Annotated in this window: 21 protein-coding genes and 1 pseudogene; all 22 read right to left on the reverse strand. The window is 67.2% G+C overall.

Going from position 1 to position 23,625, the window contains the following annotated elements:
- Positions 1-46: 46 nt before the first annotated feature.
- Positions 47-2,752 carry a molybdopterin-dependent oxidoreductase gene (locus tag BHE97_RS15030; RefSeq protein ID WP_087624840.1) on the reverse strand — a complete coding sequence of 902 codons (2,706 nt, stop codon included), beginning with the start codon at positions 2,750-2,752 and terminating at the stop codon, positions 47-49.
- A complete protein-coding gene (locus BHE97_RS15035; protein ID WP_087624877.1) occupies positions 2,749-3,552 on the reverse strand; it encodes an FAD binding domain-containing protein in 804 nt (267 codons plus the stop codon). Before BHE97_RS15035 ends, BHE97_RS15030 begins: the two co-directional genes overlap by 4 nt.
- Positions 3,553-3,602: 50 nt before the next feature.
- A complete protein-coding gene (gene dprA / locus BHE97_RS15040; RefSeq protein ID WP_170931444.1) occupies positions 3,603-4,751 on the reverse strand; it encodes a DNA-processing protein DprA in 1,149 nt (382 codons plus the stop codon).
- 1 nt (position 4,752) lies between these two features.
- Positions 4,753-6,333 (reverse strand): YifB family Mg chelatase-like AAA ATPase, encoded by a 1,581-nt coding sequence (locus tag BHE97_RS15045; RefSeq protein ID WP_087624842.1) that lies wholly within the window; start codon positions 6,331-6,333, stop codon positions 4,753-4,755.
- On the reverse strand, positions 6,333-6,695 hold the full coding sequence (locus tag BHE97_RS15050; RefSeq protein ID WP_087624843.1) for a YraN family protein: 363 nt from the start codon (positions 6,693-6,695) through the stop codon (positions 6,333-6,335). The genes BHE97_RS15045 and BHE97_RS15050 overlap by 1 nt, the downstream gene beginning before the upstream one ends.
- 226 nt (positions 6,696-6,921) lie before the next feature.
- The gene (locus tag BHE97_RS15055; RefSeq protein WP_087624844.1) at positions 6,922-7,233 is read right to left on the reverse strand and encodes a DUF2469 domain-containing protein; all 312 of its coding nucleotides are present in this window, start codon (positions 7,231-7,233) and stop codon (positions 6,922-6,924) included.
- Positions 7,234-7,266: 33 nt separating this feature from the next.
- Positions 7,267-7,923 (reverse strand): ribonuclease HII, encoded by a 657-nt coding sequence (locus BHE97_RS15060; protein WP_087624845.1) that lies wholly within the window; start codon positions 7,921-7,923, stop codon positions 7,267-7,269.
- Positions 7,920-8,576, reverse strand: coding sequence for a signal peptidase I (lepB, locus tag BHE97_RS15065; protein WP_236757719.1), 657 nt, complete (start codon positions 8,574-8,576; stop codon positions 7,920-7,922). Before lepB ends, BHE97_RS15060 begins: the two co-directional genes overlap by 4 nt.
- A gap of 102 nt (positions 8,577-8,678) precedes the next feature.
- On the reverse strand, positions 8,679-9,029 hold the full coding sequence (gene rplS, locus BHE97_RS15070; RefSeq protein ID WP_087624846.1) for a 50S ribosomal protein L19: 351 nt from the start codon (positions 9,027-9,029) through the stop codon (positions 8,679-8,681).
- Between the two features lie 248 nt (positions 9,030-9,277).
- Positions 9,278-10,498, reverse strand: a complete 1,221-nt coding sequence (locus tag BHE97_RS15075) for an ammonium transporter (RefSeq protein ID WP_087624847.1) — start codon at positions 10,496-10,498, stop codon at positions 9,278-9,280.
- A gap of 170 nt (positions 10,499-10,668) precedes the next feature.
- Entirely contained in the window at positions 10,669-11,349 is a 681-nt protein-coding gene (gene trmD / locus BHE97_RS15080) for a tRNA (guanosine(37)-N1)-methyltransferase TrmD (RefSeq protein ID WP_087624848.1), read from the reverse strand.
- Positions 11,350-11,354: 5 nt separating this feature from the next.
- A complete protein-coding gene (gene rimM / locus BHE97_RS15085) occupies positions 11,355-11,885 on the reverse strand; it encodes a ribosome maturation factor RimM (RefSeq protein ID WP_087624849.1) in 531 nt (176 codons plus the stop codon).
- 7 nt (positions 11,886-11,892) lie between these two features.
- Positions 11,893-12,144, reverse strand: coding sequence for an RNA-binding protein (locus BHE97_RS15090; RefSeq protein ID WP_087624850.1), 252 nt, complete (start codon positions 12,142-12,144; stop codon positions 11,893-11,895).
- Between the two features lie 2 nt (positions 12,145-12,146).
- Positions 12,147-12,572, reverse strand: a complete 426-nt coding sequence (gene rpsP / locus BHE97_RS15095; RefSeq protein ID WP_087624851.1) for a 30S ribosomal protein S16 — start codon at positions 12,570-12,572, stop codon at positions 12,147-12,149.
- Positions 12,573-12,807: 235 nt separating this feature from the next.
- The gene (locus BHE97_RS15100; RefSeq protein ID WP_087624852.1) at positions 12,808-14,700 is read right to left on the reverse strand and encodes an ABC transporter ATP-binding protein; all 1,893 of its coding nucleotides are present in this window, start codon (positions 14,698-14,700) and stop codon (positions 12,808-12,810) included.
- Positions 14,697-16,433 carry an ABC transporter ATP-binding protein gene (locus BHE97_RS15105; protein ID WP_087624853.1) on the reverse strand — a complete coding sequence of 579 codons (1,737 nt, stop codon included), beginning with the start codon at positions 16,431-16,433 and terminating at the stop codon, positions 14,697-14,699. The genes BHE97_RS15100 and BHE97_RS15105 overlap by 4 nt, the downstream gene beginning before the upstream one ends.
- 543 nt (positions 16,434-16,976) lie before the next feature.
- Positions 16,977-18,072, reverse strand: a pseudogene (locus BHE97_RS15115) (SLC13 family permease).
- 23 nt (positions 18,073-18,095) lie between these two features.
- Positions 18,096-18,638, reverse strand: a complete 543-nt coding sequence (locus BHE97_RS15120) for a gluconokinase (protein ID WP_087624855.1) — start codon at positions 18,636-18,638, stop codon at positions 18,096-18,098.
- A gap of 50 nt (positions 18,639-18,688) precedes the next feature.
- Complete coding sequence (locus tag BHE97_RS15125; protein ID WP_087624856.1) at positions 18,689-19,345, reverse strand: thioredoxin domain-containing protein; 657 nt, start codon at positions 19,343-19,345, stop codon at positions 18,689-18,691.
- Positions 19,345-20,895: a signal recognition particle protein gene (ffh, locus tag BHE97_RS15130; protein ID WP_087624857.1), complete on the reverse strand. Its 1,551-nt coding sequence runs from the start codon at positions 20,893-20,895 to the stop codon at positions 19,345-19,347. Before ffh ends, BHE97_RS15125 begins: the two co-directional genes overlap by 1 nt.
- Before the next feature lie 124 nt (positions 20,896-21,019).
- The gene (locus BHE97_RS15135) at positions 21,020-23,287 is read right to left on the reverse strand and encodes a [protein-PII] uridylyltransferase (RefSeq protein ID WP_087624858.1); all 2,268 of its coding nucleotides are present in this window, start codon (positions 23,285-23,287) and stop codon (positions 21,020-21,022) included.
- On the reverse strand, positions 23,284-23,622 hold the full coding sequence (locus tag BHE97_RS15140; RefSeq protein ID WP_087624859.1) for a P-II family nitrogen regulator: 339 nt from the start codon (positions 23,620-23,622) through the stop codon (positions 23,284-23,286). Before BHE97_RS15140 ends, BHE97_RS15135 begins: the two co-directional genes overlap by 4 nt.
- Between the last annotated feature and the right edge of the window lie 3 nt (positions 23,623-23,625).

Genomic DNA, 23,625 nt, shown 5'->3' on the forward strand with positions numbered 1-23,625 from the left:
TCCCGACCTGCCGAGTCAAGGGCCCCGGGCGGAGCCGCGAACTCCCTCAGCCCTGCGCGATCGCTCGCCAGATGCGGTCGCGGCTGAACGGGGCCTCATAGAGCCGTCTGCCGATCGCTCGGCTGATCGCATTACCCACCGCTGCGACGACCGGGTTGAAGGGCGACTCGCTCATCGACTTGGCCCCATAGGGACCGAGATCGTCGCTCGTGTCAGCGAACATCACCTCCGTCATCGGGATATCGGCGAGCTGTGGCACCCGATACTCGCGGAAGGCTGGATTGGTGACATGCCCGTCCTCGAGGAGGATCTCCTCGAGGAGCGCCGCGCCGTACCCCTGGGCCACTCCCCCTTCGATCTGTCCACGACATTGCTCGGGATTGATGACGGTTCCAGCATCGGCCGCATGCACCGAACGCACGATGCGGACCTCACCGGTGGTCGTGTCGACCGCGACACGCACGGCATGCACGTTGAAGGCCACTGATCGCTGCTCGCCGCGCTCCTCACCGGTGGCCGTGAGCACGCCGTCCTCGACACGCTCCGAGCGTTCTAACAAGGCCGCGAAATCGACGATCCGATCCTCGAGGAGGACACCGTCCCGGACCAGCTCGCCACCCGGTGCCAGTGAGAGCAGCTCGGCACGTAACGACATCGCGGCAGCGTGCAGGGCTTTGCCGGCCACAGTGATCCCCGCCGAGGCGAAGGCCCCGGTGTCGTATGTGGCGCTGTCGGTATCCGATGCGTCCAGCACGATGCGCGAGGGATCGGTGTTCAGAGCCTGGGCGAGGATCTGGGTATGGGTGGTATGCGAACCGTTGCCGAACTCGGCGGTCCCCACACCCGCCCGATAGGTCCCTTCGGTGTCCACGCTGACGGACACCTGTGCGATGTGACCGAAGGGCGCCATCGTCGCGATCATGGCCGCGGCCATCCCCTCGCCCACGCGCCAGTGCAAACCCTCCGGTACACGATCACCGCCGTCCGCGAGGGCGTGTTGCGCCAGGTCCAGACACTGGTCGAGACCGTAGCTCCCATAGATCAGATCGGGATCGGGCAGGGGCCGTCCGGTGAGCAAAGGATCGCCTTGGCGCACAGCGTTGATGCGCCGTAGCTCGAAGGGATCGATGTGCAGACGATCCGCCAGCTCGTCGAGTGCCGATTCCACCGCCGTGATGACCTGGCCCAGGCCGTACCCGCGGAACGCCCCCGATGGTGGGTTATTGGTGTAAACCGCCTCGCCGCGGATCCTTTTGGCGTCGGCACGGTACAGGCTCACCGACTCGGCACAACTGTGGAAGAGCACTCCTCTCGCATGGTTGCCGTACGCCCCGGTGTCGCTGAGCACATCGAGATCGATGGCGGCGAGCGATCCGTCGGCATGCGCTGCGAGCCGCACCGTCACCTCGAAGGGGTGACGGTGGCTGGTCCGGAGGAACTCCTCGTACCGGCTCATCTCATAGGCGACCGGTCGTCCTAGACGCAAGACGGCCGCGGCGACGAGATCCTCGGTGAACATCTCCTGTTTGCCGCCGAATCCCCCACCCACTCGCGCGGCGAAGACGCGGACCTTCTCGGGTGGCAGCTCGAAGATGCGGCACAGCGCATCACGGGTCAGGAAGGGGACCTGCGTGCTGGAACGGATCACCAACCGGCCGGTGTCATCGATCCACCCGATGCTTCCATGTGTCTCGAGCTGCGCGTGACTCTGCCGTTGGGAGCGCCACGTTCCCTCCACGACGTGCGGCGCTGCGGCGAAAGCCTCGTCGAGGTCACCGTGCTCGTCCTCGAAGGAGAGGACCACATTCCGGCCCGCATGGTCGACCCGGTCATGTGGCGTACGGCCTTCGTGAAGAAGCGGCGCACCCTCCAGACGTGCCTTGTGCGGGTCGACGACATGCGGCAATGTCTCGTACTCGACAGTGATGAGCTCACCCGCCCGATGGGCCGTCATCGCGTCCTCGGCGACGACGGCGGCGACTCGCTGGCCGACGAAACGCACCGTCGCGTCAAGCAAGACCGTGTCATCGGGGTCATCGGTCGGGTGCTCATGGCGCGCCGATGAGTAGACCACGCCGGGGGCATCGTGGTGCGTGAGCACGAGGTGCACTCCGGGATACGCCTCGGCTGCCGACGTGTCGATCGACCTGATCCGAGCATGCGGGTGTGGGCTGCCCACGACGGCGAGGTGCAGGGTTCCCGCGGGTAGATCGTCGAAGGTGTAGGGCTCGCGGCCGGTCACGATGCGCTGAGCCGCGGGCGGAACGACCGATTCGCCCACTCCGCGCCCTGTGCAGGGGGCAGCATGCTGCGGCCCGAGCGCCTTCTCGATCGACTCGCGCACGGAACGATAGCCCGTACAACGGCAGAGATTGCCCTTCAGCTTCCGCGGCAGATCGTCGACATCGCCGGCATCGAGGGCCGCCGCGGTCACGATCATGCCCGCGGTGCAGAAACCACATTGAAAGCCGAAGTTATCGACGAACGACTGTTGCACGCGATGGAGTGCGTCCGGCTCCCCCAAACCGCTGACCGTGACGACATCCACGCCCTCGGCCCGCATCGCCGGAAACAGGCAGGTGTGGACCGGATGACCGTCGACCAGCACCGAGCACGCGCCGCAGTCGCCGGAGTCGCACCCCTTCTTCACGTCGCTATGCCCGCTCTCGCGTAAGAGAGTACGCAGGCACTGTCCCGGTCTGGCCGGCAGCGACCTCGGCACACCGTTGATGTTCAGGGAGATCTCGCTCATGCCAACACCTCGCTGCGGGCCCGCGCAGCAAGTTCGACGCTCACCCCTCGGCGCCAGTCCGCGGGTCCGTGCGCATCGGTGAAGTAGCCGGTCAGTGCGTCGACATCTCCGCACAATTCGGCCTCGCTCGGCACCTGTGGATACCGCAACTGCCGTGGCGTGGTGGTGCCCGCCGTCACCGTCACCACGAACTCTCCATCGGTGTCATGGCGCGCGATCACCACCGAACCCGACCGCCCGAGTGTCGATAACGCTATCTTCTGCAGACTCGTACGTGATTCCAGCGTGCGTTGAGGGATCTCGAAGGAGCGGATGACCTCTCCTGGGCGCAGCGAGTTGGTGCCGTTGCCGGTCGGCAGATGTGCCACGGGGGTGACCCGATCGTCATCGGGCCCCCAGATCGTCGCTCGGGCGTCGAGGGCGCTCAGCAGACTGATCATCGCCCCTGCGGCGAGGGAACGCGCCACATTGCCACCCACCGTCGCCAGGTGCCAGATCTTCCACGATGCGAGCAGGGCATCGCAAGCCTGCTCGAGCAGCGGATGCGCCCGCCACGCATCATCGAGCCGCGGCAGCCGAGCCAGTTGTTCGATCGTGCACGTCGCCGCGATCTCCAGCCGGTCACCGAAGAACTGCCACGGACGCCAATCGAGCGTCATGACGTCGACCAAGCCCGTCACCTGCGGGTCGGGATCGGAGAACATCCAGGTGCCCCCGGCGATCAGGTGTTCTCCGGGAGCCAGCGACAGGTCTCGACGGTCACGAGCCGGACGGTAGCTCTCGACGGTGTACAGATCCACGACGTCTCCCTTCCACCGTCCCACTGAAGCTCATGGATGTTGCCGCCAGATCACGACGATGTGACCGTCCCGTCCCCCACACCCGACACACCCGAACACACCCATCTGGAGTGCTCCTCGTGCGCGCGTCCGGCGCGTTCGAGACGTCGCAGAGCGCGCAGCACGTGCATCGTGCCGATGCGCAAGCCTCGCGCGAGATCGGCAACCGAGCTCGGTGTACCGGTCAGTTCCTGCAGCACCGACTCCGCGAGCGGATCGCTCACAGGGAGTTCCCCATGCGGCGTCGCCCCACTCAGACCGATCAGCTCAGCAAGCACATCGCTGGTGCTGCCGACGAGCACGGCCTTACCTGAGCGAATCGCCTCGTGCGTTCCTTGTGACTGCCCCGATGTGATCGGCCCGGGGACCGCCATCGTGCTACGTCCCAATCGGTCGGCCCAGTGCAGGGTGTTCAGCGAACCGCTGCGCCGTGCCGCCTCCACCACGACGAGTCCGTCGCACAGAGCAGCGATGACGCGGTTGCGTGCCAGGAAGCGTGAGCGCGCGGCCGATGCGCCCGGCGGATACTCCGAGACCACCACCCCGCGCTCAGCGATCCGGCCGAGCAGGGAAGCATGGGCACGCGGATAGTCCAGATCGGCCCCGCAGGCGAGCACGGCGATACCGGGATCCCCCACCAGGAGGCCGCCGCGATGGGCGGAGGCGTCGATACCGAAGGCTGCGCCGCTGACGATGGCGAATCCGGCATCGGCGGCCACCGCGGCGATATCGGCCGCCGCCTCAGCCCCATAGGTCGTGCAGTCGCGGGCACCGACCACGGCGAGTGCGTGATCGCTCAGCAGCCGGAGATCCCCGGCTCCTCGGCACCAGAGCCCGAGGGGCGCGCCGGCGGCGCCCGAGGTCCCCTCGGCGTGCTGCAGATCGTCCACCTGCGCCGGCCATTCCTCGTCCTCGGGCGTGATCCATCGCAGCCCTGCCTCGCGACCGGCACGCTCGATCGAGGGACGGTCACGCTCGGCCCTCCGTAGGCCCTTGACCCAGGTCTCCGGCCACTGCTCAGGGCCGGACCGGAGCCGCTCCAGCAGCCCTATGGCACCGCCCTCGGCATCCAGCACCGGCGGCAGCCGCGGGTCGCCCGGCTCCACGGCCAAGGACAGCAGCAACCGTGCCCCGCGCATGGATTCGTCCACGTCGGCCATATCAGGCCGCCTGCAGACGCTCGCGCAACGCGCCGCCGATGGGTGTGCCCCGCCGCAGAGCCAGGGCCGTGCTGACGTCCTCGTCATCCGGCTGACCATGGCCGACCAGATCAGCCACGGTCCATGCCACACGCAATACCCGGTCGACCGCCCGAGCACTGAGCTTGCCGCCCTGGAACTGCTGCTCGAGCACCATCCTGGCCGGTGGAGTCGGTGGCAGCTCCTTACGGATCACGACTCCCGCGATCTCGCTGTTGAGCCGGGCACCGTGCGGCTCCAGACGCAGCCGCTGGCGTTCACGGGCCTCGCCGACATCCTCCGCCCACTGCGCGCTCGTGCGCCGGCACGCGAGACTCTCGGCGAGCTGGGGACGAGTCGGCGCTCGGAGCACCCTGTGCAGGTCGATCCGGTCGCGCACCGGTCCGCTGATCTTGTCGCCGTAGCGACGGCGCTGGACAGGGGTGCACTCGCATCGTTCGACGACCGAGCCGCTGTGCCCGCACGGACAGGGATTGGCGGCCAGCACCAGCTGGAAGCGTGCAGGGAACACCGCGGTCTGCGCGGCACGCGAGACGACCACCGTGCCGCTCTCCAAAGGCTGCCGGAGAGCATCGATGACATTGATCGCGAACTCCGGAGCCTCATCCAAGAACAGAATCCCTCGGTGCGCGAGACTCATCGCCCCGGGACGAATCTGCCGGCTCCCACCACCGACGATCGACGCGGCGCTGGCCGAGTGATGCGGGTCGACGAAGGGCGGGCGGCTCAGCAGCGGGGCGTCCGAGGGCAGCACCCCGGCGACCGAGTGGACCGCGCTGACATCGAGCGAGGCGGTCAGATCGAGGTCCGGGAGCAAGGCCGGCAGTCGTTGAGCGAGCATCGTCTTGCCGATGCCAGGTGGCCCGGTCATCGCCAGATGGTGGCCTCCTGCCGCCGCTATCACGGTGGCGAGTCGCGCGTCGTCCTGTCCGGCGACATCCGCCAGGTCCAGCTGGTCGACTCGCCGGCTCGACCATCCCGCCTCCTGGGTGGTCTCCAGTGGCTCGACCGGCGGGTCGTCCACCGGGGGCTCCTCACCGGTGAGCGAGGCGATCACATGACGCAATGAGCGGACGCCGACCACCTCGACGCCGGGGACGAGACCTGCCTCGGCCGCATTGGCCTCCGGCACGACGACCCTCGAGACTCCCGCCTCGGCCGCCGCCAGGACCGCCGGCAACACCCCGCGGATCGCACGGACACGCCCGTCCAGCGCCAGCTCACCGAGGAAGACGGTGTCGGCGCATCCCTCGGTGGGGACGAGACGCTTGGCCATGAAGACGGCCACGGCGATCGCCAGGTCGTAGTGGGAGCCGTTCTTGGGCAGGGAGGACGGCGCGAGGTTGATGGTGACGCGGTGCTCGGGCCAGCCCGTGCCGGAGTTGACCACTGCGGAACGCACTCGGTCCCGTGCCTCACTGACCGTCGCGTCTCCCAGTCCCACGATAACCGTGCCGGGCATACCCGAGGAGACGTCGACCTCGACCTCGATGGGACGCCCACGCAAGCCGTCGAGAGCGACCGACCGTGTCGCGCCAGCCATCAGGCGACTCCCGCCACGCGCTCGATACGCGGTGCTCCCCGCGCCGGGACCACCACCGCCACCACGTCGATCCGCACCGCCGGCGGGTGCAACCCGCTGACCTCGAGCCAGTGTGCCGCGAGCCGCCGCAGTGTGGCCGCCTTACGGGGGCCCACCGCCTCCAGCGGGGTGCCGTAACCGTCTCCCGATCTGGTCTTGACCTCGCAGATCACCAGCGTGTCGCCATCGCGCGCGACGATATCGATCTCACCGAAGCGCGAGGTCCAGTTGCGATCGAGCACCACCATGCCCGACTCGCGAAGGAAGTCGTGGGCGAGTCGCTCGCCGTAGGCGCCGAGGGCCTTGTTCCGTGCGTAGGTCATGCAGCGATCGTCCGACCGTCGCCTGCGCTGGACCAGGGCCGCCGAGCGATCTGTGGACGGCCGAATGCCGTCGCGCTTCTGTGGATAACCGGTTCTCCATGCACCCGCCCGGCGGTGGCCGGTGCGTCAGCGTCCATCGCCGCCGGCCGATGGACGCTGCTGTACCGCCACCCACCACAGAACGGACGCTAACTCACCCCTGGGAGGAAGGAGAACACCGAAACCGCTAGTCGCTCTCCGGCAGTTTGAAGTCCGAGTCCTGGAGCTCCTCGACGTTGACATCCTTGAAGGTCAGCACCTTGACGTTCTTGGCGAATCGGGCGGGCCGGTAGATGTCCCACACCCACGCATCGGCCATCGTCACCTCGAAATAGGCGTCGCCGGTCTCCGAACGGACCTTCACATCGACCGCATTGCACAGGTAGAAACGCCGGTCGGTCTCGACGACGTACTTGAAGATCCGCACCACATCGCGATACTCGCGATACAGCGCGAGCTCCATCTCGGTCTCATAGCGTTCGAGATCCTCAGCGCTCATATCCTCGCCTCCGTCCGGACCGAGTGCGCTCCCTCATGGCTGCCCTCCTGCCGCGGTCATCACCGCTTGGACGTTGACATATGTCATCCGATGCTCCGCGCACGGCCCGTGCTCGCGCAAGGCCTGCTCGTGCCGCGCGGTCGAGTATCCCTTATGTACCGCGAAGTCGTACTGCGGGTATGTCTCGTGCAGGTCCACCATGATCCGGTCGCGCGTCACCTTGGCGATGATCGAGGCCGCCGCGATGGATGCCGACACCCGGTCACCCTTCCAGACGGCGAGTCCGGGCGTGCCCAGGCCGTCGACACTGAACCCATCGGTGAGCACATAGGCGGGAACGATCTCGAGCCGGGCGAGAGCGCGGCGCAGAGCCGCCACATTGGCGCGGTGCAACCCCAGTCGGTCGCACTCGCCGGGCTCGATCACGACGACCGACCATGCGCGCGCTCGCTGGGTGATGAGATCGAAACAGGCATCGCGGCGCTTCGGAGTCAGCAGCTTGGAGTCGGCCAGCCCGTCGATCGGCTTGCCGAGCACGGCCGCAGCGGCCACCAGCGGCCCCGCACAGGCTCCCCTGCCCGCCTCGTCGACACCCGCGATAGGTGCCAGGCCACGGCGACTCAACGCTCGCTCATAGCCGTAGAGGCCTGCATCGCGGCGGATCGTGGGGCCTGAGAGGAGTGTGGTCACGGCGCCTTCTCGAAGGCATCCGTACCGTCGATGAAACCGAAGCGGCTGAACGGCCAGACCCGTAACCAGGCCTTACCGACGACATCGTCCTCACGGATGAATCCACCGCCGGGATCGCCGAGGTGGTAGCGCGAATCGGAGGAGTTACCGCGATTGTCACCCTGCACCCACAGATAGCCGTCCGGCACCTCCACCTCGAACGTACGGTCGGCATTCGCCTCGGCATCGGCGAGATACGGCTCGTCGATCGACTCTCCGTTGACCTGGAGCCGGCCTTCCTCATCGCAGCAGGAGACGGTATCGCCTCCCACCCCCACGACACGCTTGATGAGATGACCGCCGGAGGGGTAGAGGCCGATGACCTCGAGCGAGCGCTGCACGATATTGCCCGGACCCGAGGACTCGGCGGAACCGAGCCAACCCCCCGGATCGTCGAAGACGATGATATCCCCGCGCTGGGGATCACCGGTCCAGTAGGAGACCTTCTGGACGAGCAGCTTGTCGTCGATCTGCATCTCCGGCTCCATCGAGGCAGAGGGGATGTAGAACGCCTGGACGAAGAAGGTCTTGACGATGACGGCCAGCACGACTGCCGTCACGATCAGCAGGATCGACTCCTGCCATACGGGCAGCTGGCGCTTCTCGGTCGTCACTCGATGAAGCGTACCGGGCGCCCAGACAGCACCGGTGGGGGCGCGCTGGAACGCGAAACGACCCCGCCGTGGCGGGGTCGTCTCGGGCGGGGAGCGCGAAGATCAGTCCTCGCGCTTCTCCTTGATCTTGGCAGCCTTGCCGCGCAGATTGCGCAGGTAGTACAGCTTGGCGCGACGGACGTCACCGCGCGTCGCGACCTCGATCTTGTCGATGACCGGGGAGTGCAGCGGGAACGTACGCTCCACACCGACGCCGAAGCTCACCTTGCGAACCGTGAAGGTCCGGCCGATGCCCGAGCCCTGCACCTTGATGCAGACGCCCTGGAACACCTGAACACGCGAGCGGTTGCCCTCGACGATGTTGACGTGGACCTTGAGCGTGTCGCCGGCGCGGAACACGGGGATATCGCTGCGCAGTTGGCTGGCAGCGATCTGATCGACGACATTGGTCATGACTGCTCCTCATCGATGCCACAGGTCACCGACGGACTCGATGAACGATATGGGACGGTGCTGCAAGCGACGGGTCTCCCCTGTGGCAGAGGCGTCGGCACCGAGGGTCCATTCTGCCACAGCAGCCGATGCTCCCGGTAATCGGGCGTGCCGGCCCTCGCGGCGAAGCGATGATGCGTCGCGGTCGCTCCGGCGACCACGACGCATCATCGTTCTTCTACCCACAGCGTATGCGGGTGATCTAGGGGTCAGTCGAACTTGTATCCCTCGCCGTGCAGGGCGAGATCGATACCGGCGATCTCGTCCTCCTCCTTGGCGCGGAAGCCGACCATCGCGTCGATCAGCTTGCCGAGGGCGTAGGCGATGACGAAGGAGTACACCGCCACCGCGACCGCCGGGACGAGCTGGGTCAGGAGCTGATCGATATTCCCACCGGTGAACAGACCCGTGTCGGTCGCGAAGAAGCCGAGATACAGGCAGCCGATGAATCCCGCCACGAGGTGAAGACCCACGACGTCGAGCGAGTCATCGAACCCGAACTTGAACTTCAGGTCGATCGCGAAGCAGCACACCGCCCCGGCCACGAGACCGAGCACGATCGACCACCAGGGGGTCAGGTTCGCGCAGGCTGGGGTGATCGCCACCAGGCCGGCCACGACACCGGACGCCGCGCCCACCGCGGTGGCCTTGCCGTCCTTGAAGTGTTCGATGACCAGGAAGCCGATGATGCCTGCGGCAGGTGCGGCGATGGTGTTGAGGAAGATCAGCGCCCCCGTCGCGTCGTCGCCAGCTGCGCCGGCGTTGAAGCCGAACCAGCCGAACCAAAGGATAGCCGCGCCGATCAGCACGAGGGGCACATTGTGCGGAGCGGATTCTTCCTTGGTGAAGCCGATCCGACGCTGCCCGAGGACGAGGGCCAACGCCAGGGCCGCGGCACCGGCACTGATGTGGACGACCGTTCCGCCCGCCCAGTCCAGGACCTCGGTCTCACCGAAGCCGAACGTGCCGATCCAACCGGTGAGGTTCCCGTCGGCGTCCAGTCCCCACACCCAGCCCTGCGACGGGAAGTACACCAAAGTCGCCCACAGTCCGGCGAAGAGCATCCAGGGGAAGAAGCGCGCTCGGTCGGCGACGGCACCGGAGATCAGCGCCGTCGTGATCACCGCGAAGGTGGCTCCGAAGGCCACGCCAGCCAGGCTCGCCGGGTCATTGGCAGCCATGTCGCTCAACGCGAAGTCCGAGAACGGGTTGGCGAGGACACCGTCAATGAGGTCATCTCCATTGGAGCCCATGTTGAATCCGTAGAGGATCCACAGCACGAAGACCAGGCCCATCGCACCGAAGCTGAGCATCATCATCGAGACGACACTCTTCGCCTTGACCAGCCCGCCGTAGAAGAACGCCAATCCGGGGGTCATGAACAGAACAAGCGCTGCGGTGATCAGCAGCCAGATCGTTCCGGGTTCCATATCAACCTCTTTGCGTGTCGGTGAAGGTACAGCCTCGACACGGCGGCGTTGCCGTGACTGGCACTGCACCGATGCTCATCGCACGCGGTTACGAACTCCCACCGCGGCTGTTTCGTCGCGGTAACACGGGACGCGGTGAGGTTAAATCTGCGTGGCGCGTCCGGATCGCGTCACGAGGGATCGAGATCCGGTCGGCGCGCTCGCGTGCGCTCGACGGCCTGCGCATGGCGCCAGCGCGCCACATTGCCGTGATGGCCCGAAAGCAGCACCTCCGGCACGTCGCGACCGCGCCAGCTGGCTGGCTTGGTGTAGACGGGGTACTCCAGCATACCGTCGGTGTGGGACTCCTCGGCCAGGGACTCGGGGTTGCCCATGAAGCCCGGGATCAGCCGCACGACGGCCTCGGTGATGGCCAGTGCGGCGACCTCTCCCCCGTTCAGCACGAAGTCGCCGAGGGAGAGCTCCGCGAGCTGCCAGCGATCGTCGATCTCGTCGATGACGCGCTGATCGATGCCCTCGTAGCGGCCGCAGCAGAAGACCAGATGGGGTTCGGTGCTCAAGGCGGCGGCACGGGCTTGATCGAAGACCTCTCCGGAGGGGGTCGGGACGATGACCACGCTCTCGTCGGCGCAGACCGCGTCCAAGGCCTCACCCCACGGTTCGGGGCGCATGACCATGCCCGCACCGCCACCATACGGAGTGTCGTCGACCGTTCGGTGACGATCGTGGGTCCAGTGCCGCAGGTCGTGGACCTGGACATCCAGCAAGCCTCTCTCCTGTGCGCGCCCGGGCAGCGACAGCGCGAGGGGATCGAGATACTCGGGGAAGATCGTGATGATGTCGATGCGCACGCGGGTCAGGACCCTTCGGGACCCGAGACCTCGGCCGCATCGGGGTCGAGCAGACCGGGGATATCGGCGACCACCACGCGACCGCGGTCGAGATCGACCTCGGGAACCAGCGCCGCGACGAACGGCACCAGGATCTCACGCCCGGACGCATCGATCGCCAGGGTGTCGTGAGCCGGCAGATGCACGATATCGGTCACGATGCCGATGGACGTCCCCGCCTCGGTGACGGCCTGCAGTCCAATGAGCTGGCGATCGTAGAAGGCGTCCTCCTCCTCGGGCACCTCGTCGGGGTCGATCCTGGCCTCGAGCACGGAACCACGCAATGCCTCGGCCGCCGTGCGGTCGGCGACCTCCTGGAACTTCACGATGAAGCGACCCGAATGCGGCCGCGCAGAGGCGACCGTCAAGGTCCCGTCCCCGCACATGACCGACGAGCCCGGAGCGAAACGTCGCTCGGGCTCGTCGGTGCGGACGTCGACAGTGACATCGCCGCGCACGCCGTGCGCTCGGCCGATCCGGCCGATGACGACCAGCATGGCCGGGTCAGCGCTGGCGGTCGACGTCGACGAAGTCGATCCGCGCGCCACCGGACCCGGCGATGGCCGAGCTGACGGTGCGGATCGCTGTGGCGGTGCGTCCCCCGCGGCCGATCACCTTGCCGAGATCGTCGGGGTGGACCCGGACCTCGTACAGGTCACCGCGCCGGGTCTGCTTGGCGCGGACCGTGACGTCGTCGGGATGCTCGACGATGCTGGCGACGAGGTGCTCGACGACCTCCCGCAGGGGCGCACCCATGATCACTCGGCCTCGGGGGCCGGGGTCTCGTCGGCCGGAGCCTCGGCCGCCGGTTCAGCAGCCTTGGGCTTGCTCTTGCCCGTCGTGGCACCCTTCTTGGGCTCGCTGTGAAGCTCCTTCAGGGCCGCGTCGAAGAGCTCGGCCTTGTTCGGCTTGGGCTCGGGCTGCTTCAGCGTCGCCTGACCGCCGATATCACCGGTGAGCTTGAGGATCGCCGCGACGGCGTCCGTCGGCTGCGCGCCGACACCGAGCCAGTACTGAGCACGCTCGGAGTCGACGTGGATCGTCGAGGGCTCGGTCTTGGGGTTGTACGTGCCGATCTCCTCGATCACGCGACCGTCGCGCTTGGTGCGCGCGTCGGCGATGACGATGCGGTAGAACGGCGTGCGGATCTTGCCCATCCGCTTGAGGCGAATCTTGACTGCCACTGGTGTGGTGTCTCCTTGTGATCTGAGCTGTCGGTGACGACGCCACGGCATGTGGGGCAGGCCGCGCGACGTCGGGGGCCGGACCATGCAGTTGAGAGGGACCGCACAGCGCCGGACGCAAGGCACCATTGTGCCAGAGGAGCACGGAGGCTCCAAACATGCCCTGACGCGAAGCCCGCACCGCGGGCGGTGAGTGATCACGCGCACTCATCGCCCGCGGCAGGGCGGGTGATGCTCAGGTCGCCGGGGCGGCGAACTGGGCGGCGTAGAGCCGCTGGTAGGCGCCGCCGGCTTCGATGAGCTCGTCGTGCGTGCCCTGCTCGACGATCGCTCCCTGCTCCATGACGACGATGTGGTCGGCATCGCGGATGGTGGAGAGGCGGTGCGCGACGACGAAGCTCGTGCGTCCGCTCCTCAATCGGGTCATCGCCTCCTGGACCAGGGACTCGGTGCGAGTGTCGACCGAGCTGGTGGCTTCGTCGAGGATCAGGATCGCCGGATCGGCGAGGAACGCGCGGGCGATGGTCAGCAACTGACGCTGCCCGGCGCTGACTCCCCCGCCGTCATCGTCGACACGCGTCTCATAGCCATCGGGCAAGGTCCGTACGAAGTGGTCGACGTGAGCAGCCTCCGCCGCGCGGGCGATATCGGCGGGCGAGGCGCCATCGGCACCGTAGGCGATGTTCTCCCCGATGGTGCCGGAGAACAGCCAGGTGTCCTGCAGCACCACGCCGAACTGGTCGCGTAGCCGCGCGCGCCGCAGCACCGCGATGTCCACGCCGTCGAGGGTGATGCGCCCGGCATCGAGATCGTAGAACCGCAGGAGCAGATTGGTCAACGTCGTCTTGCCCGCACCCGTCGGACCGACGATCGCGATCGTCTGGCCCGGCTCCGCGACGAGTGAGAGATGCTCGATGAGGGGTTCGTCGGTGTAGGAGAAGGACACATCGTCGAAGACCACGCGCCCGTGGACGGGCTCGACCAGCTCACCGGCGTCGACCTCCGCCGGCTCCCGTGGCTCGTCCAAGAGCGCGAAGGCCCTCTCCGCCGATGCGAGACCGGACTGCAGCAGGTTGATCATCGCCGCGACCTGGGTCAGTGGCTGAGTGAACTGCCGCGAGTACTGGATGAATGCCTGCACCGATCCGATGGACAGCGTGCCCGATGCCACCCGCACGCCACCGATGACCGCCACGAGCACGTAGTTGATGTTGGAGACGAACATCATCACGGGCTGGATGACGCCGGAGATGAACTGTGCCCGGAAGGAGGCGTCGAACAGCGCCTCGTTGCTGGCATCGAACTCCTCGCGTGCCCGCTCGCGCCGACCGAAGACCTTGACGACCTCGTGCCCGGTGAAGGTCTCCTCGACATGCGCGTTCAGGCGACCGGTCTGGGTCCACTGGGCGATGAACTGCGGTTGCGAGCGCTTCATGATCTGCCCTGTGAGCACGATGGCCACCGGGATGGTGACGACCGCGATGACGGTCAGCAGCGGCGAGATGGTCAGCATCATCACGAGGGTGCCGAGGACCATCAGCAGACTGGTGAGCATCTGGCTGAGCGTCTGCTGCAGCGACTGCGCGACATTGTCGATGTCATTGGTCGTGCGCGAGAGGATCTCGCCGCGCTCCTGGCCGTCCAGATAGGACAGCGGCACGTGATGCACCTGTTCCTCGACGTCACGCCTGAGCCCGGCCACCATGCGCTGGACGGCGGTGGTGGCGAGCACTCCCTGGAACCAGGTGAACAACGACGCCACGAGATAGAGCACGACCGCACCGAGCAGCACCCACGCGAGCGCGGTGAAGTCGATGCCCCGGCCGGGCGTCAGATCCACCGACCCGATGAGCTGAGCGAGGCGGTCGTCGCCCTGTTGACGCAGCTGCTCCACCACCTCCTCCTTGGTGGCGCCCTCAGGGAACCGACTGGAGAGGAAGCCGTCGAAGACGAGATCGGTCGCATGGCCGAGGATCCGAGGCCCGACCACCGACAGCGCCGTGCCGATGAACCCGAAGGCGACGATCCCCCAGACGACGATGCGCTCGGCGAACAGGCGTCGCAGCAGCCGCCCGAAGGTGCCGCGGAAGTCGGCTGGCTTGGCCGGCGCCCCAGCCTGATGGCTCATGAGCTCGCCTCCTGCTCGCTCAGCTGGGACAGAACGATCTCGCGATACACCGCGTTCTCCTCCATCAGCTCGGCATGCGTGCCTGTACCGACGACATTGCCCCGGTCCATCACGATGATCCGGTCGGCATCGCGGATGGTGCTGATGCGCTGCGCCACGATCACCACCGCCGCCTCGGCGGTCACGGGACGCAACGCGCGTCGCAGCGCGGCATCCGTGGAGAAGTCGAGGGCGGAGAAGGAGTCATCGAAGAGATAGATGAGCGGACGTTTGACGAGGGCGCGAGCGATCGCGAGGCGCTGCCGTTGGCCACCGGAGACATTCGATCCGCCCTGGCTGATCGGCGCCTCGAGACCACCGGGCAGGCGCTCCACGAAATCGCGTGCCTGGGCGGTCTCGAGCGCCTCCCACAGCTCCTCTTCAGTGGCATCTGCGCGCCCGAACCGCAGATTCGAGGCGATCGTGCCGCTGAACAGCATCGCCTTCTGAGGCACCAAGCCCATCACCGCCCAGACATCGGCCGGGCGCAGATCGCGAAGGTCGTGACCGTCGAGGAGGACGGCACCATCGGTGACATCGAAGAGCCGGGTCATCAGACCGAGGACGGTCGACTTGCCGCTGCCCGTGCCACCGACGATCGCCGTGGTCTCACCTGGTCGCACGACGACCGAGGCGTGCCGGACCACGTCGTGCTCGGCACCCGGATAGCGGAACGAGGCGTCATCGAGGTCGAGCTTGCCCTGGGTGATCGCGACCGCGGGGACGTCGGGACTCACATCGATGACCGGCTCGGTATCGAGGACCTCCGTGATGCGCTCGGCGGAGACCTCGGCGCGGGGCCACAGCATGAAGATGAAGGTGGCCATCATGACCGACATCAGGATCTGGATCAGGTAGTTCTGGAACGCCGTGAGCGCACCGATCTCCAGGTCGCCGGACTCGATGCGGTGAGCTCCCCACCAGATCGCCAGAACGACCGAGAGGTTCATGATGCCCATCAGCAGCGGGAAGAAGATGCTCATGAGCCGGCCGGCGGAGATCGCGACATCGCGGTAGGCCGTGTTGGCGTCACCGAAGCGCTCGGTCTCGTAGCGTTCCTTGACGAACGCGCGGATGACGCGGATGCCGGTGATCTGCTCGCGCATGATGCCGTTGATCCCGTCGATCCGGGTCTGCATGAGCCGGAACAGCGGACGCATCCGACGGATGATGAGCGAGAGGGTGATGACGAGCACCGGCAGGACGATGACCAGCACGCCGGAGAGCTGCACATCCTGACGGAGCGCCATCACCATGCCGCCGATCCCCATGATGGGCGCGACGAGCAGCATCGTGAGGCCCATGAACAGCAGAAGCTGCACCTGCTGGACATCGTTCGTGGAGCGGGTGATGAGGGTGGGCGCGCCGAACTGGGACATCTCGCGCGCACCGAAGCCGTCGACGGCGTCGTACACACCGGCGCGCAGATCGCGTCCGACCCCCATCGCCACCTTCGACCCGATGTAGACCGCGACCACATTGGTGACGACCTGCACGACGGTGACAGCGAGCATCAGGCCGCCGACCCGCCAGATGTACCCGACATCGCCCTCGGCGACGCCGTCATCGATGATGTCGGCATTGAGTCCCGGCAGGTACAGGGTCGCCAGGGTCTGCACCAGCTGGAAGACCGCGACCCAGACAATCGCGCCACGATAGGGGCGCAGATGTCTGCGCAACAGTCCGATCAGCACCCGGTCAGCCTACGCCGGTGCACCGACGGTCCCTTTCCGATGGCCTGCCGCCTCCGCGACTCGCCGAGCACGTCATCGAGCGGCGGCCTCGATCCGGCACCCGACCTTGTACTGACGCAGCCCTGCACAACACACGATGAGCTTCTGTGGTGGTCCTGGCAGCCGTAGAAACACATCCTCCGTGCGCCCCTCGGCTGCGTGGGTAGCGCACCTCTCAACCACCCCGAGACGTGCCTGGTCCGCGCCGGGTTGACTCCGGCCGATGCCCAACAAGTGAGCGGTGAGATCGGGCGGGTGAAGAACCGGCTCGACGCCCTCGTCCTGTACGCGGCGCGGGTGATCCACGACTGCCGCCTCGCTCGCCCTCAGGGTGCTGCCAGCACGGGCGACCTGCTCGGCAGGGACCTGGGCAACGACAGGTACCCCCACCACCGCCAGATCCACACCGGACACCTCGAATGCCGCATCAACCCACACGACGGCATCCCCGAATTCCGCAAACCCGGAACCACCCCATGGAAAACGCCACCACCGCTGGCGACCCTAGACGACGAGATCGAGCGCGACCACGATGATCAGGCCGGTCACCGACAGCACCGTCTCCATGATCGACCAGGACTTGATCGTCTGGCCGACCGAGAGCTTGAAGTACTCCTTGACGAGCCAGAACCCAGCGTCGTTGACATGCGAGAAGAACACCGACCCCGCGCCGATCGCCAGCACCAGCAAGGAGACCTCCCCGGCGGCCAAATCACCGGCGATCGGTGCCATGATGCCCGCCGCCGTCGCTCCACGACATACCACCACCACGCCCCAGGGCCGCCATGGCGACCAGCACCGCCAGCAACAGGGCGATGAACGGCGTGCCGATGAAGTCGAGCGCCGACTTCAGCAGGCCATCCTGCCCGATCACATCCGCCAGCGTCTTGCCGAGCATCAACACGACCGGCAGCAAGACCGTCACGAGCGTGAGCGCGAAGGACGGACGCTTTCCGCCCCGCTCCTCGCTGCTGTCGAAGAGCTCCGGCGGAGTCACATCGACCCACCGGGCAGCTACCTTCGCGAACAGCGGACCGGCGACGATGATCGTCGGGATCGCCGCGAGGACGCCCAGACCGAGGGTCAGTCCCAGATCCGCGTCGAGGGCGTCCACAGCCGCGAGCGGTCCCGGATGCGGCGGCACGAAGCGGTGCATGGCCGAGAGGCCGGCCAGCGCCGGAAGCCCGAGCGCGATGAGCGACTTGTTACTGCGTCGCGCCACCAGGAAGATGACCGGCATCAACAGCACCAGGCCGATCTCGAAGAACATCGGCAGACCGATGATCGCCCCGATCGCCGCCATCGCCCACGGCAGCATCCGGTCACTGGAACAGCCGATGATGGTGTCCACCACCTGATCCGCTCCCCCGGAGTCCGCCAGCAGCTTGCCGAACATCGCGCCTAAGGCGATCAGCGTGCCGACACTCGCGACGGTATCCCCGAGGCCGCCCGAGAAGCTCTCGACCACATCGACCATCGGCTGACCGCCCACCGCTCCCACCGTCAGCGAGCCGAGGATCAGGCCGAGGAAGGGATGGAACTTGAAAAAGGTGATGAGCACGACGATGACGGCGATGCCGATCAACGCGGCGATGATCAACTACACACTCCCCGCGGCGGGCGTCACCGGGTTGGCGGTGAACAGATCGGTGGTCTTGCTGACCTCTCAGGGATGCGATAGCGACGCAGGAAAGCGCGGGCGATATCCTCCGGCGGCAACGTGATGTCGAAGACTCCTCCATTCTCGTCGGGAGCGAGTTGCTCCAAGGTGTCCTCCTGGGACTGCAGAAGCGAGGCGGGCATGAAATGGTCTCGGTGCTCCATCCGCTCACGGATGAGATCGTGATCGCCGACCAGGTGCAGGAAGATCGTCCGTGGGGCGTGCCGGGTCAGCACATCCCGGTACGCCCGGCGCAAGGCCGAGCAGCTGGTGACGCCACCCGTTTCATCGTGTGCTGCCAGCCAGCGCCCGATGTCCTCCAGCCAGGGCCAGCGGTCCTCGTCGGTCAGCGCAGTTCCCTCGGATATCTTGGCGATATTGGCAGGCGGGTGGAAATCATCGCCGTCGGCGTACTCGATGCCCACGAGATCGGCGACGGCATGTCCGACCGCAGACTTCCCGACCCCGGATGTGCCCATGACCACCACGAGCGGTGCTGCTGTCATGGTGCCGACACTAGGACCGCAGATGGTGAAGCGCCACCACAGCGCGACGATCAGTTCTCGAGGGCCGCCAGGACCGCGCGCTCGAGATCCTCGAAGGCCGTCAGCTCGACCACCTCGCCGTCGACGAAGAAGGTCGGGGTGCCTTCGACCCCGAGGGCACGCCCCTCCTCGAAATCCGCCGCGATCCGCATCACTGTGGCGTCATCGGCGACCGCGGCGTCGTAGTCGTCGAGATCCAGACCGATCTCCTCGGCCAGCTCGCGGAAATAGGGGGCCTGGTCGACGGCGCTCGTGCCGTGCCATTCCTCTTGAGTCTCCAGGAGCCGCGCGTACATCTCCTCGAAACGGTCCTGCTCCCCCGCCGCCTCCGCCGCCAACGCTGCCGGCACCGAATTCGGATGGCCCGGCATCGGGAAGTAGCGGACCGCGAACTCGATGCGACCCGCGTAGTCCTCCCGCAACTGCTCCACGTACGGGTAGAAGGCGCGGCACACCTCGCACTCGAAGTCGATGAACTCCACCACCGTGACCGATGCGTCATCGGGTCGGTCGAGGAAGCGGGTGTCGTCCGCGACGATCGACGCGTCGGCCGGCGCATCTCCGTGGGGTTCGGACGGGCCCTGCGCCCAGATCGCGATGCCGACGATCGCAGCGACCGCCGCGACCACGACCGCAAGACTGATGAAGACGCGGTTCCGGGTTGCCATCACAGCAGGTCCCGCAGCTCCTTAGGCAGTTCGAAGTCGTCAGCGCCTCCCTGCGGGAAGCCGAAGGCTCCGGCGCCGTTGGCCGGCTCCTTGGACTGCTCGACCGCAGCCGCCCGCTTCGCGGGATTGCCGGACACCTTCTTGCCCTTCTTGGCCTTCTTGCCCTGTGGCTTCTGCTTGGCCCCGGCGCGCTTGCTGACGCCCGGCATCCCGGGCATCCCTCCCATACCAGGCATACCCGGCATAGCGCCACCCTTGGCCATCTTCTGCATCATCTTGCTGGCCTCGAAGAAACGGGTCACGAGCTGATTGACATCGCTGACCTGGGTACCGGATCCCTTGGAGATACGGGCTCGGCGGGAACCGTCGATGATCTTGGGATTCTCGCGCTCAGCCGGCGTCATCGATCGGATGATCGCCTTGATCTTGTCCATGTCGCGCTCGTCGAAGTTCGCCAGCTGGTCCTTGAACTGGCCCATGCCGGGCATCATGCCCAACAGCTTGGTCATCGAGCCCATCTTGGCGAGGGCTTCCATCTGCTGCAGGAAGTCCTCGAGGGTGAAGGTGCCGCCGGCGACCTTCTCGGCGGCGGCCTGCGCCTGGTCGGCATCGAAGGCCTTCTCGGCCTGTTCGATGAGGGTGAGGACATCGCCCATGTCCAGGATGCGCGAGGCCATCCGGTCGGGATGGAAGACATCGAAGTCGTCGAGCTTCTCGCCCGTCGAGGCGAACATGATCGGACGGCCGGTGATGGAGCGGATCGAGAGCGCCGCACCGCCTCGAGCATCGCCGTCGAGTTTGGACAGCACGACACCGGTGAAGTCCACGCCCTCGGCGAAGGCCTCGGCGGTGGTGACGGCGTCTTGGCCGATCATCGCGTCGATGACGAAGAGCACTTCATCGGGATCGACGGCATCGCGGATGTCCGACGCCTGCTTCATCAGCTCGGCATCGATGCCCAGGCGTCCGGCGGTGTCGACGATCACGACATCGTGCAGCGTGCGCTTGGCCTCGGTGATCGCATCGCGTGCCACCCGGACCGGATCACCGATGCCATTGCCGGGCTCGGGGGCGAAGACCGTGACACCGGCCTGCCCACCGACGACCTGCAGCTGATTGACGGCATTGGGACGCTGGAGATCGGCCGCGACGAGCATGGGCGAATTGCCCTGCTCCTTGAGCCAGCGGCCGAGCTTGCCGGCGAGGGTGGTCTTGCCGGCGCCCTGCAGGCCCGCGAGCATGATGACGGTCGGCGGGTTCTTGGCGAACTGCAGCCGGCGGGTCTCACCACCGAGGATCGAGACGAGTTCCTCGTTGACGATCTTGATGACCTGCTGCGCGGGGTTCAGCGCCTGGCTGACCTCGGCGCCACGCGCCCGCTCCTTGACGTTGCCGATGAAGGTGCGCACGACAGGCACCGCCACATCGGCGTCCAGCAACGCGACCCGGATCTCCCGGGCGACCTGATCGATATCGGCCTCGGACAGCTTGCCCTTGCCGCGGAGCGTCTTGAAGGCCGACTGCAGCCGGTCTTGGAGCGAATCGAACATAGGGCTTCAGGGTATCCGAGCCACCGAACCCGCCGCCGCCGGTATGCCGGGCTCGGCTGGGTCCCGGGCGCCGACAGCGGGCGGTGGGCCCTCACGCAGAGGGGTGAGCCCGGCGCGGGACCACTCACCGCCCCCCGCCGAGCGCCTCGAAGACACGCCTTCGCAACGAATCGGCGTCCTCGGGTGTCAGCGGTTCCCCCGACTGATCGACGACATAGAAGACATCGCGTGCTTCGTCGCCGTAGGTGTCCGTGTGTGCCGATCGGATCGCATAACCCGCCCCAGTGATCGTGCGGCAGACCATCCACAGCAGGGCCCGACGGTCCGCCGCTCGGACCTCCAGCAGGGTCGCGGTCTGCTCCATCGCCTCGAGGACGGTGACCCTCGGCATCGTGTCGCCGGGATCGAAGGCGAGCCGCCGATCGAGATTGACCGAGCCGTCCACCACCGCGCGGAGCCTCTCGCGCAGGACCTGGGCGTCGAGATCGGGCCGCGACACCTCCCACAAGGTGGCCGCACCATCGGCATCCGTGGCCACGCGCACCGAGCGGATCGAGAGACCGGCCACTGACATGGCACCGGCGAGATCGCCCAGCAAGCCCGTCCGATCTCCGCAGACGACGAGGACGAGTGAGCCGTCGTGATGGTTCTCGGTCGTGACCGTGAGCGTGGCCGGCCCCACCTCCGACAGATCGGGCAGTGGCGTACCCGACGGCCAGCCCGCCGAGACGAGGTCGTCATCGGGAGATCCGGCGAGCACCGCGCGGACCTTGCCCACCAGTCCCTCCACCAGTCCGCGCCGCCACCGGCTCCACGCCTGGTCGCTCGTGGCGAGCGCGTCACCGACGGTCAACGCGGCGAGCAGATCGAGGAAGGACGACGTCCGCACGATCTCCGCGACATTCGCGGCCGTCTGCGGGTCCTCGATGTCGCGTCGGGTGGCCACCGTGGGCAACAGCAGATGCCAGCGCACGAGACGCGCGATCGTCGCGCTCTCGGCGGTACTGAATCCCCACCGCATCGCGATCGCCTCGGCCATCGGCGCACCCACCTGGCTGTGGTCTCCGTCGCGGCCTTTGCCGATGTCGTGGAGCAGGGCGGCGACGACCAAGAGGTCCGGGCGGGCTACCTCGCGGCTGCCTCGTGTCGTCTGTGCACAGGTCTCGATGCTGTGCCGGTCGATGGTGAACCGGTGGACCGGCGAGGACGATCCTCGCAACCGGATATCGCGCCACTCCGGCAGCAGCGGCTCGATGAGCCCGGCGATGTCGAGCTCCTCCCAGACCTCGACCAGCCCCGGTCCAGCGCCCAGCAACTCGACCATCCACCGGCGAGTGGAGCCGGGCCATGCCGGCGGCCAGTCCCCCAGCTCCCGCACGAGACGAGCGATGGATGCCGGATTCATCGGCAGCGACCGCCGCGCCGCCGTGGCGGCGAAGCGCAGCAACAGCTCCGGATCGCTCGCGGGTTCCGCCCACCGTGTCACCACGACCTCACCAGCCAAGATGCCGACTCCAGGCGCGGCCGGTTCGATATCCGGTCCTCGCGCACCGACGCGGCGGTGCGGGTCGCGGCTGACCGTCGCATCCATGCGGCGCCAGGTGACGGAGGCGAGATGGGCGATCCGACGCCCGACATCGCGCACCCGCACGTCCAAGTCGACCGGATCAAGCGACCACCGCTCGGCGATCTCGGGAACGAGCTCGGGCAGCAACCGGTCGCTGCGTCGGCCCGCGACCTCGTGCAGCGTGTCGCGGACGTCCAGCAACTGCTCGCGCAACGACTCGGCCTCGTCGCGCGGGAGGTCGACGAGCCAGGTCGCCAGCAGCGCGCGCAGCGTCACCGAGTCGCGCAGACCGCCACCGGACTCCTTGAGATCGGGCACGGCAGCATGGGCGAGCCACCCGAATCGCTCGATGCGCTCGTTCCGGGCCGTCCTGACCTCCCCGATCCGTCGACAGGCCTCGCGCCGCCAGTCGCCGAGCACACGAGCCCGCGCGGACGCGACGACCGCGAGATCGCCGACGACGCAGCGCGCATCGAGCATGCCCATCGCCGCGCGATAGTCCTCACTGGCCGTGCGAACGGTCTCGTCGACCGATCGGACCGCATGGTCCAGGGTGACGCGCCGATCCCACAGGGAATACCAGACCTCCTGCGCAATCCGGGCGACCTCGGCCTCATCCCACGCCACATCGTGCAGCAGAACGACGTCGAGATCGCTATAGGGCGACAGCTCACGCCGCCCGTAACCGCCGACCGCGACGAGGGCGAGGCCCCCGGGAGAACTCATCCCGGTGGCCTCGCCGAAGACCCTCGTCAGGAGGCGGTCGGCCTCATCGGACCGCTCACGCCGCGCCCGCGCGAGGTGTGCTGGGGGATCAACGCTCAGAGCGCTGCCTCGTCCGTCTCACCTGTGCGGACCCGCACGACGGAGTCGACAGGCACCACCCAGACCTTGCCATCGCCGATCTTCCCGGTCTGCGCGGCTTGCGCGATGGTCGAGACGACCGTCTCGGCTTCCAGATCGTCGATGACGATCTCCACACGGATCTTGGGCACCAGCGAGACGTCGTACTCGGCTCCCCGGTAGACCTCGGTGTGGCCCTTCTGCTGGCCGTACCCGCTGGCCTCGGTCACGGTCATACCCGCTACTCCGGCCGCGGCGAGGGCCTCACGGACTTCCTCCCACTTGTGCGGTTTGATGACTGCGGTCACGAGCTTCATGGC

Source organism: Aeromicrobium sp. PE09-221, from assembly GCF_002174305.1.
Lineage (GTDB): Bacteria > Actinomycetota > Actinomycetes > Propionibacteriales > Nocardioidaceae > Aeromicrobium.

Bases quoted from the DNA above. Each gene is read 5' to 3' on its own strand.
- BHE97_RS15030 (WP_087624840.1), bottom strand. From the start codon at position 2,752: ATGAGCGAGATCTCCCTGAACATCAACGGTGTGCCGAGGTCGCTGCCG.
- dprA (WP_170931444.1), bottom strand. From the start codon at position 4,751: ATGGCCGACGTGGACGAATCCATGCGCGGGGCACGGTTGCTGCTGTCC.
- BHE97_RS15045 (WP_087624842.1), bottom strand. From the start codon at position 6,333: ATGGCTGGCGCGACACGGTCGGTCGCTCTCGACGGCTTGCGTGGGCGT.
- BHE97_RS15050 (WP_087624843.1), bottom strand. From the start codon at position 6,695: ATGACCTACGCACGGAACAAGGCCCTCGGCGCCTACGGCGAGCGACTC.
- BHE97_RS15055 (WP_087624844.1), bottom strand. From the start codon at position 7,233: ATGAGCGCTGAGGATCTCGAACGCTATGAGACCGAGATGGAGCTCGCG.
- rplS (WP_087624846.1), bottom strand. From the start codon at position 9,029: ATGACCAATGTCGTCGATCAGATCGCTGCCAGCCAACTGCGCAGCGAT.
- BHE97_RS15075 (WP_087624847.1), bottom strand. From the start codon at position 10,498: ATGGAACCCGGAACGATCTGGCTGCTGATCACCGCAGCGCTTGTTCTG.
- rimM (WP_087624849.1), bottom strand. From the start codon at position 11,885: ATGCTGGTCGTCATCGGCCGGATCGGCCGAGCGCACGGCGTGCGCGGC.
- BHE97_RS15090 (WP_087624850.1), bottom strand. From the start codon at position 12,144: ATGGGTGCGCCCCTGCGGGAGGTCGTCGAGCACCTCGTCGCCAGCATC.
- BHE97_RS15100 (WP_087624852.1), bottom strand. From the start codon at position 14,700: ATGAGCCATCAGGCTGGGGCGCCGGCCAAGCCAGCCGACTTCCGCGGC.
- BHE97_RS15120 (WP_087624855.1), bottom strand. From the start codon at position 18,638: ATGACAGCAGCACCGCTCGTGGTGGTCATGGGCACATCCGGGGTCGGG.
- BHE97_RS15125 (WP_087624856.1), bottom strand. From the start codon at position 19,345: ATGGCAACCCGGAACCGCGTCTTCATCAGTCTTGCGGTCGTGGTCGCG.
- ffh (WP_087624857.1), bottom strand. From the start codon at position 20,895: ATGTTCGATTCGCTCCAAGACCGGCTGCAGTCGGCCTTCAAGACGCTC.
- BHE97_RS15140 (WP_087624859.1), bottom strand. From the start codon at position 23,622: ATGAAGCTCGTGACCGCAGTCATCAAACCGCACAAGTGGGAGGAAGTC.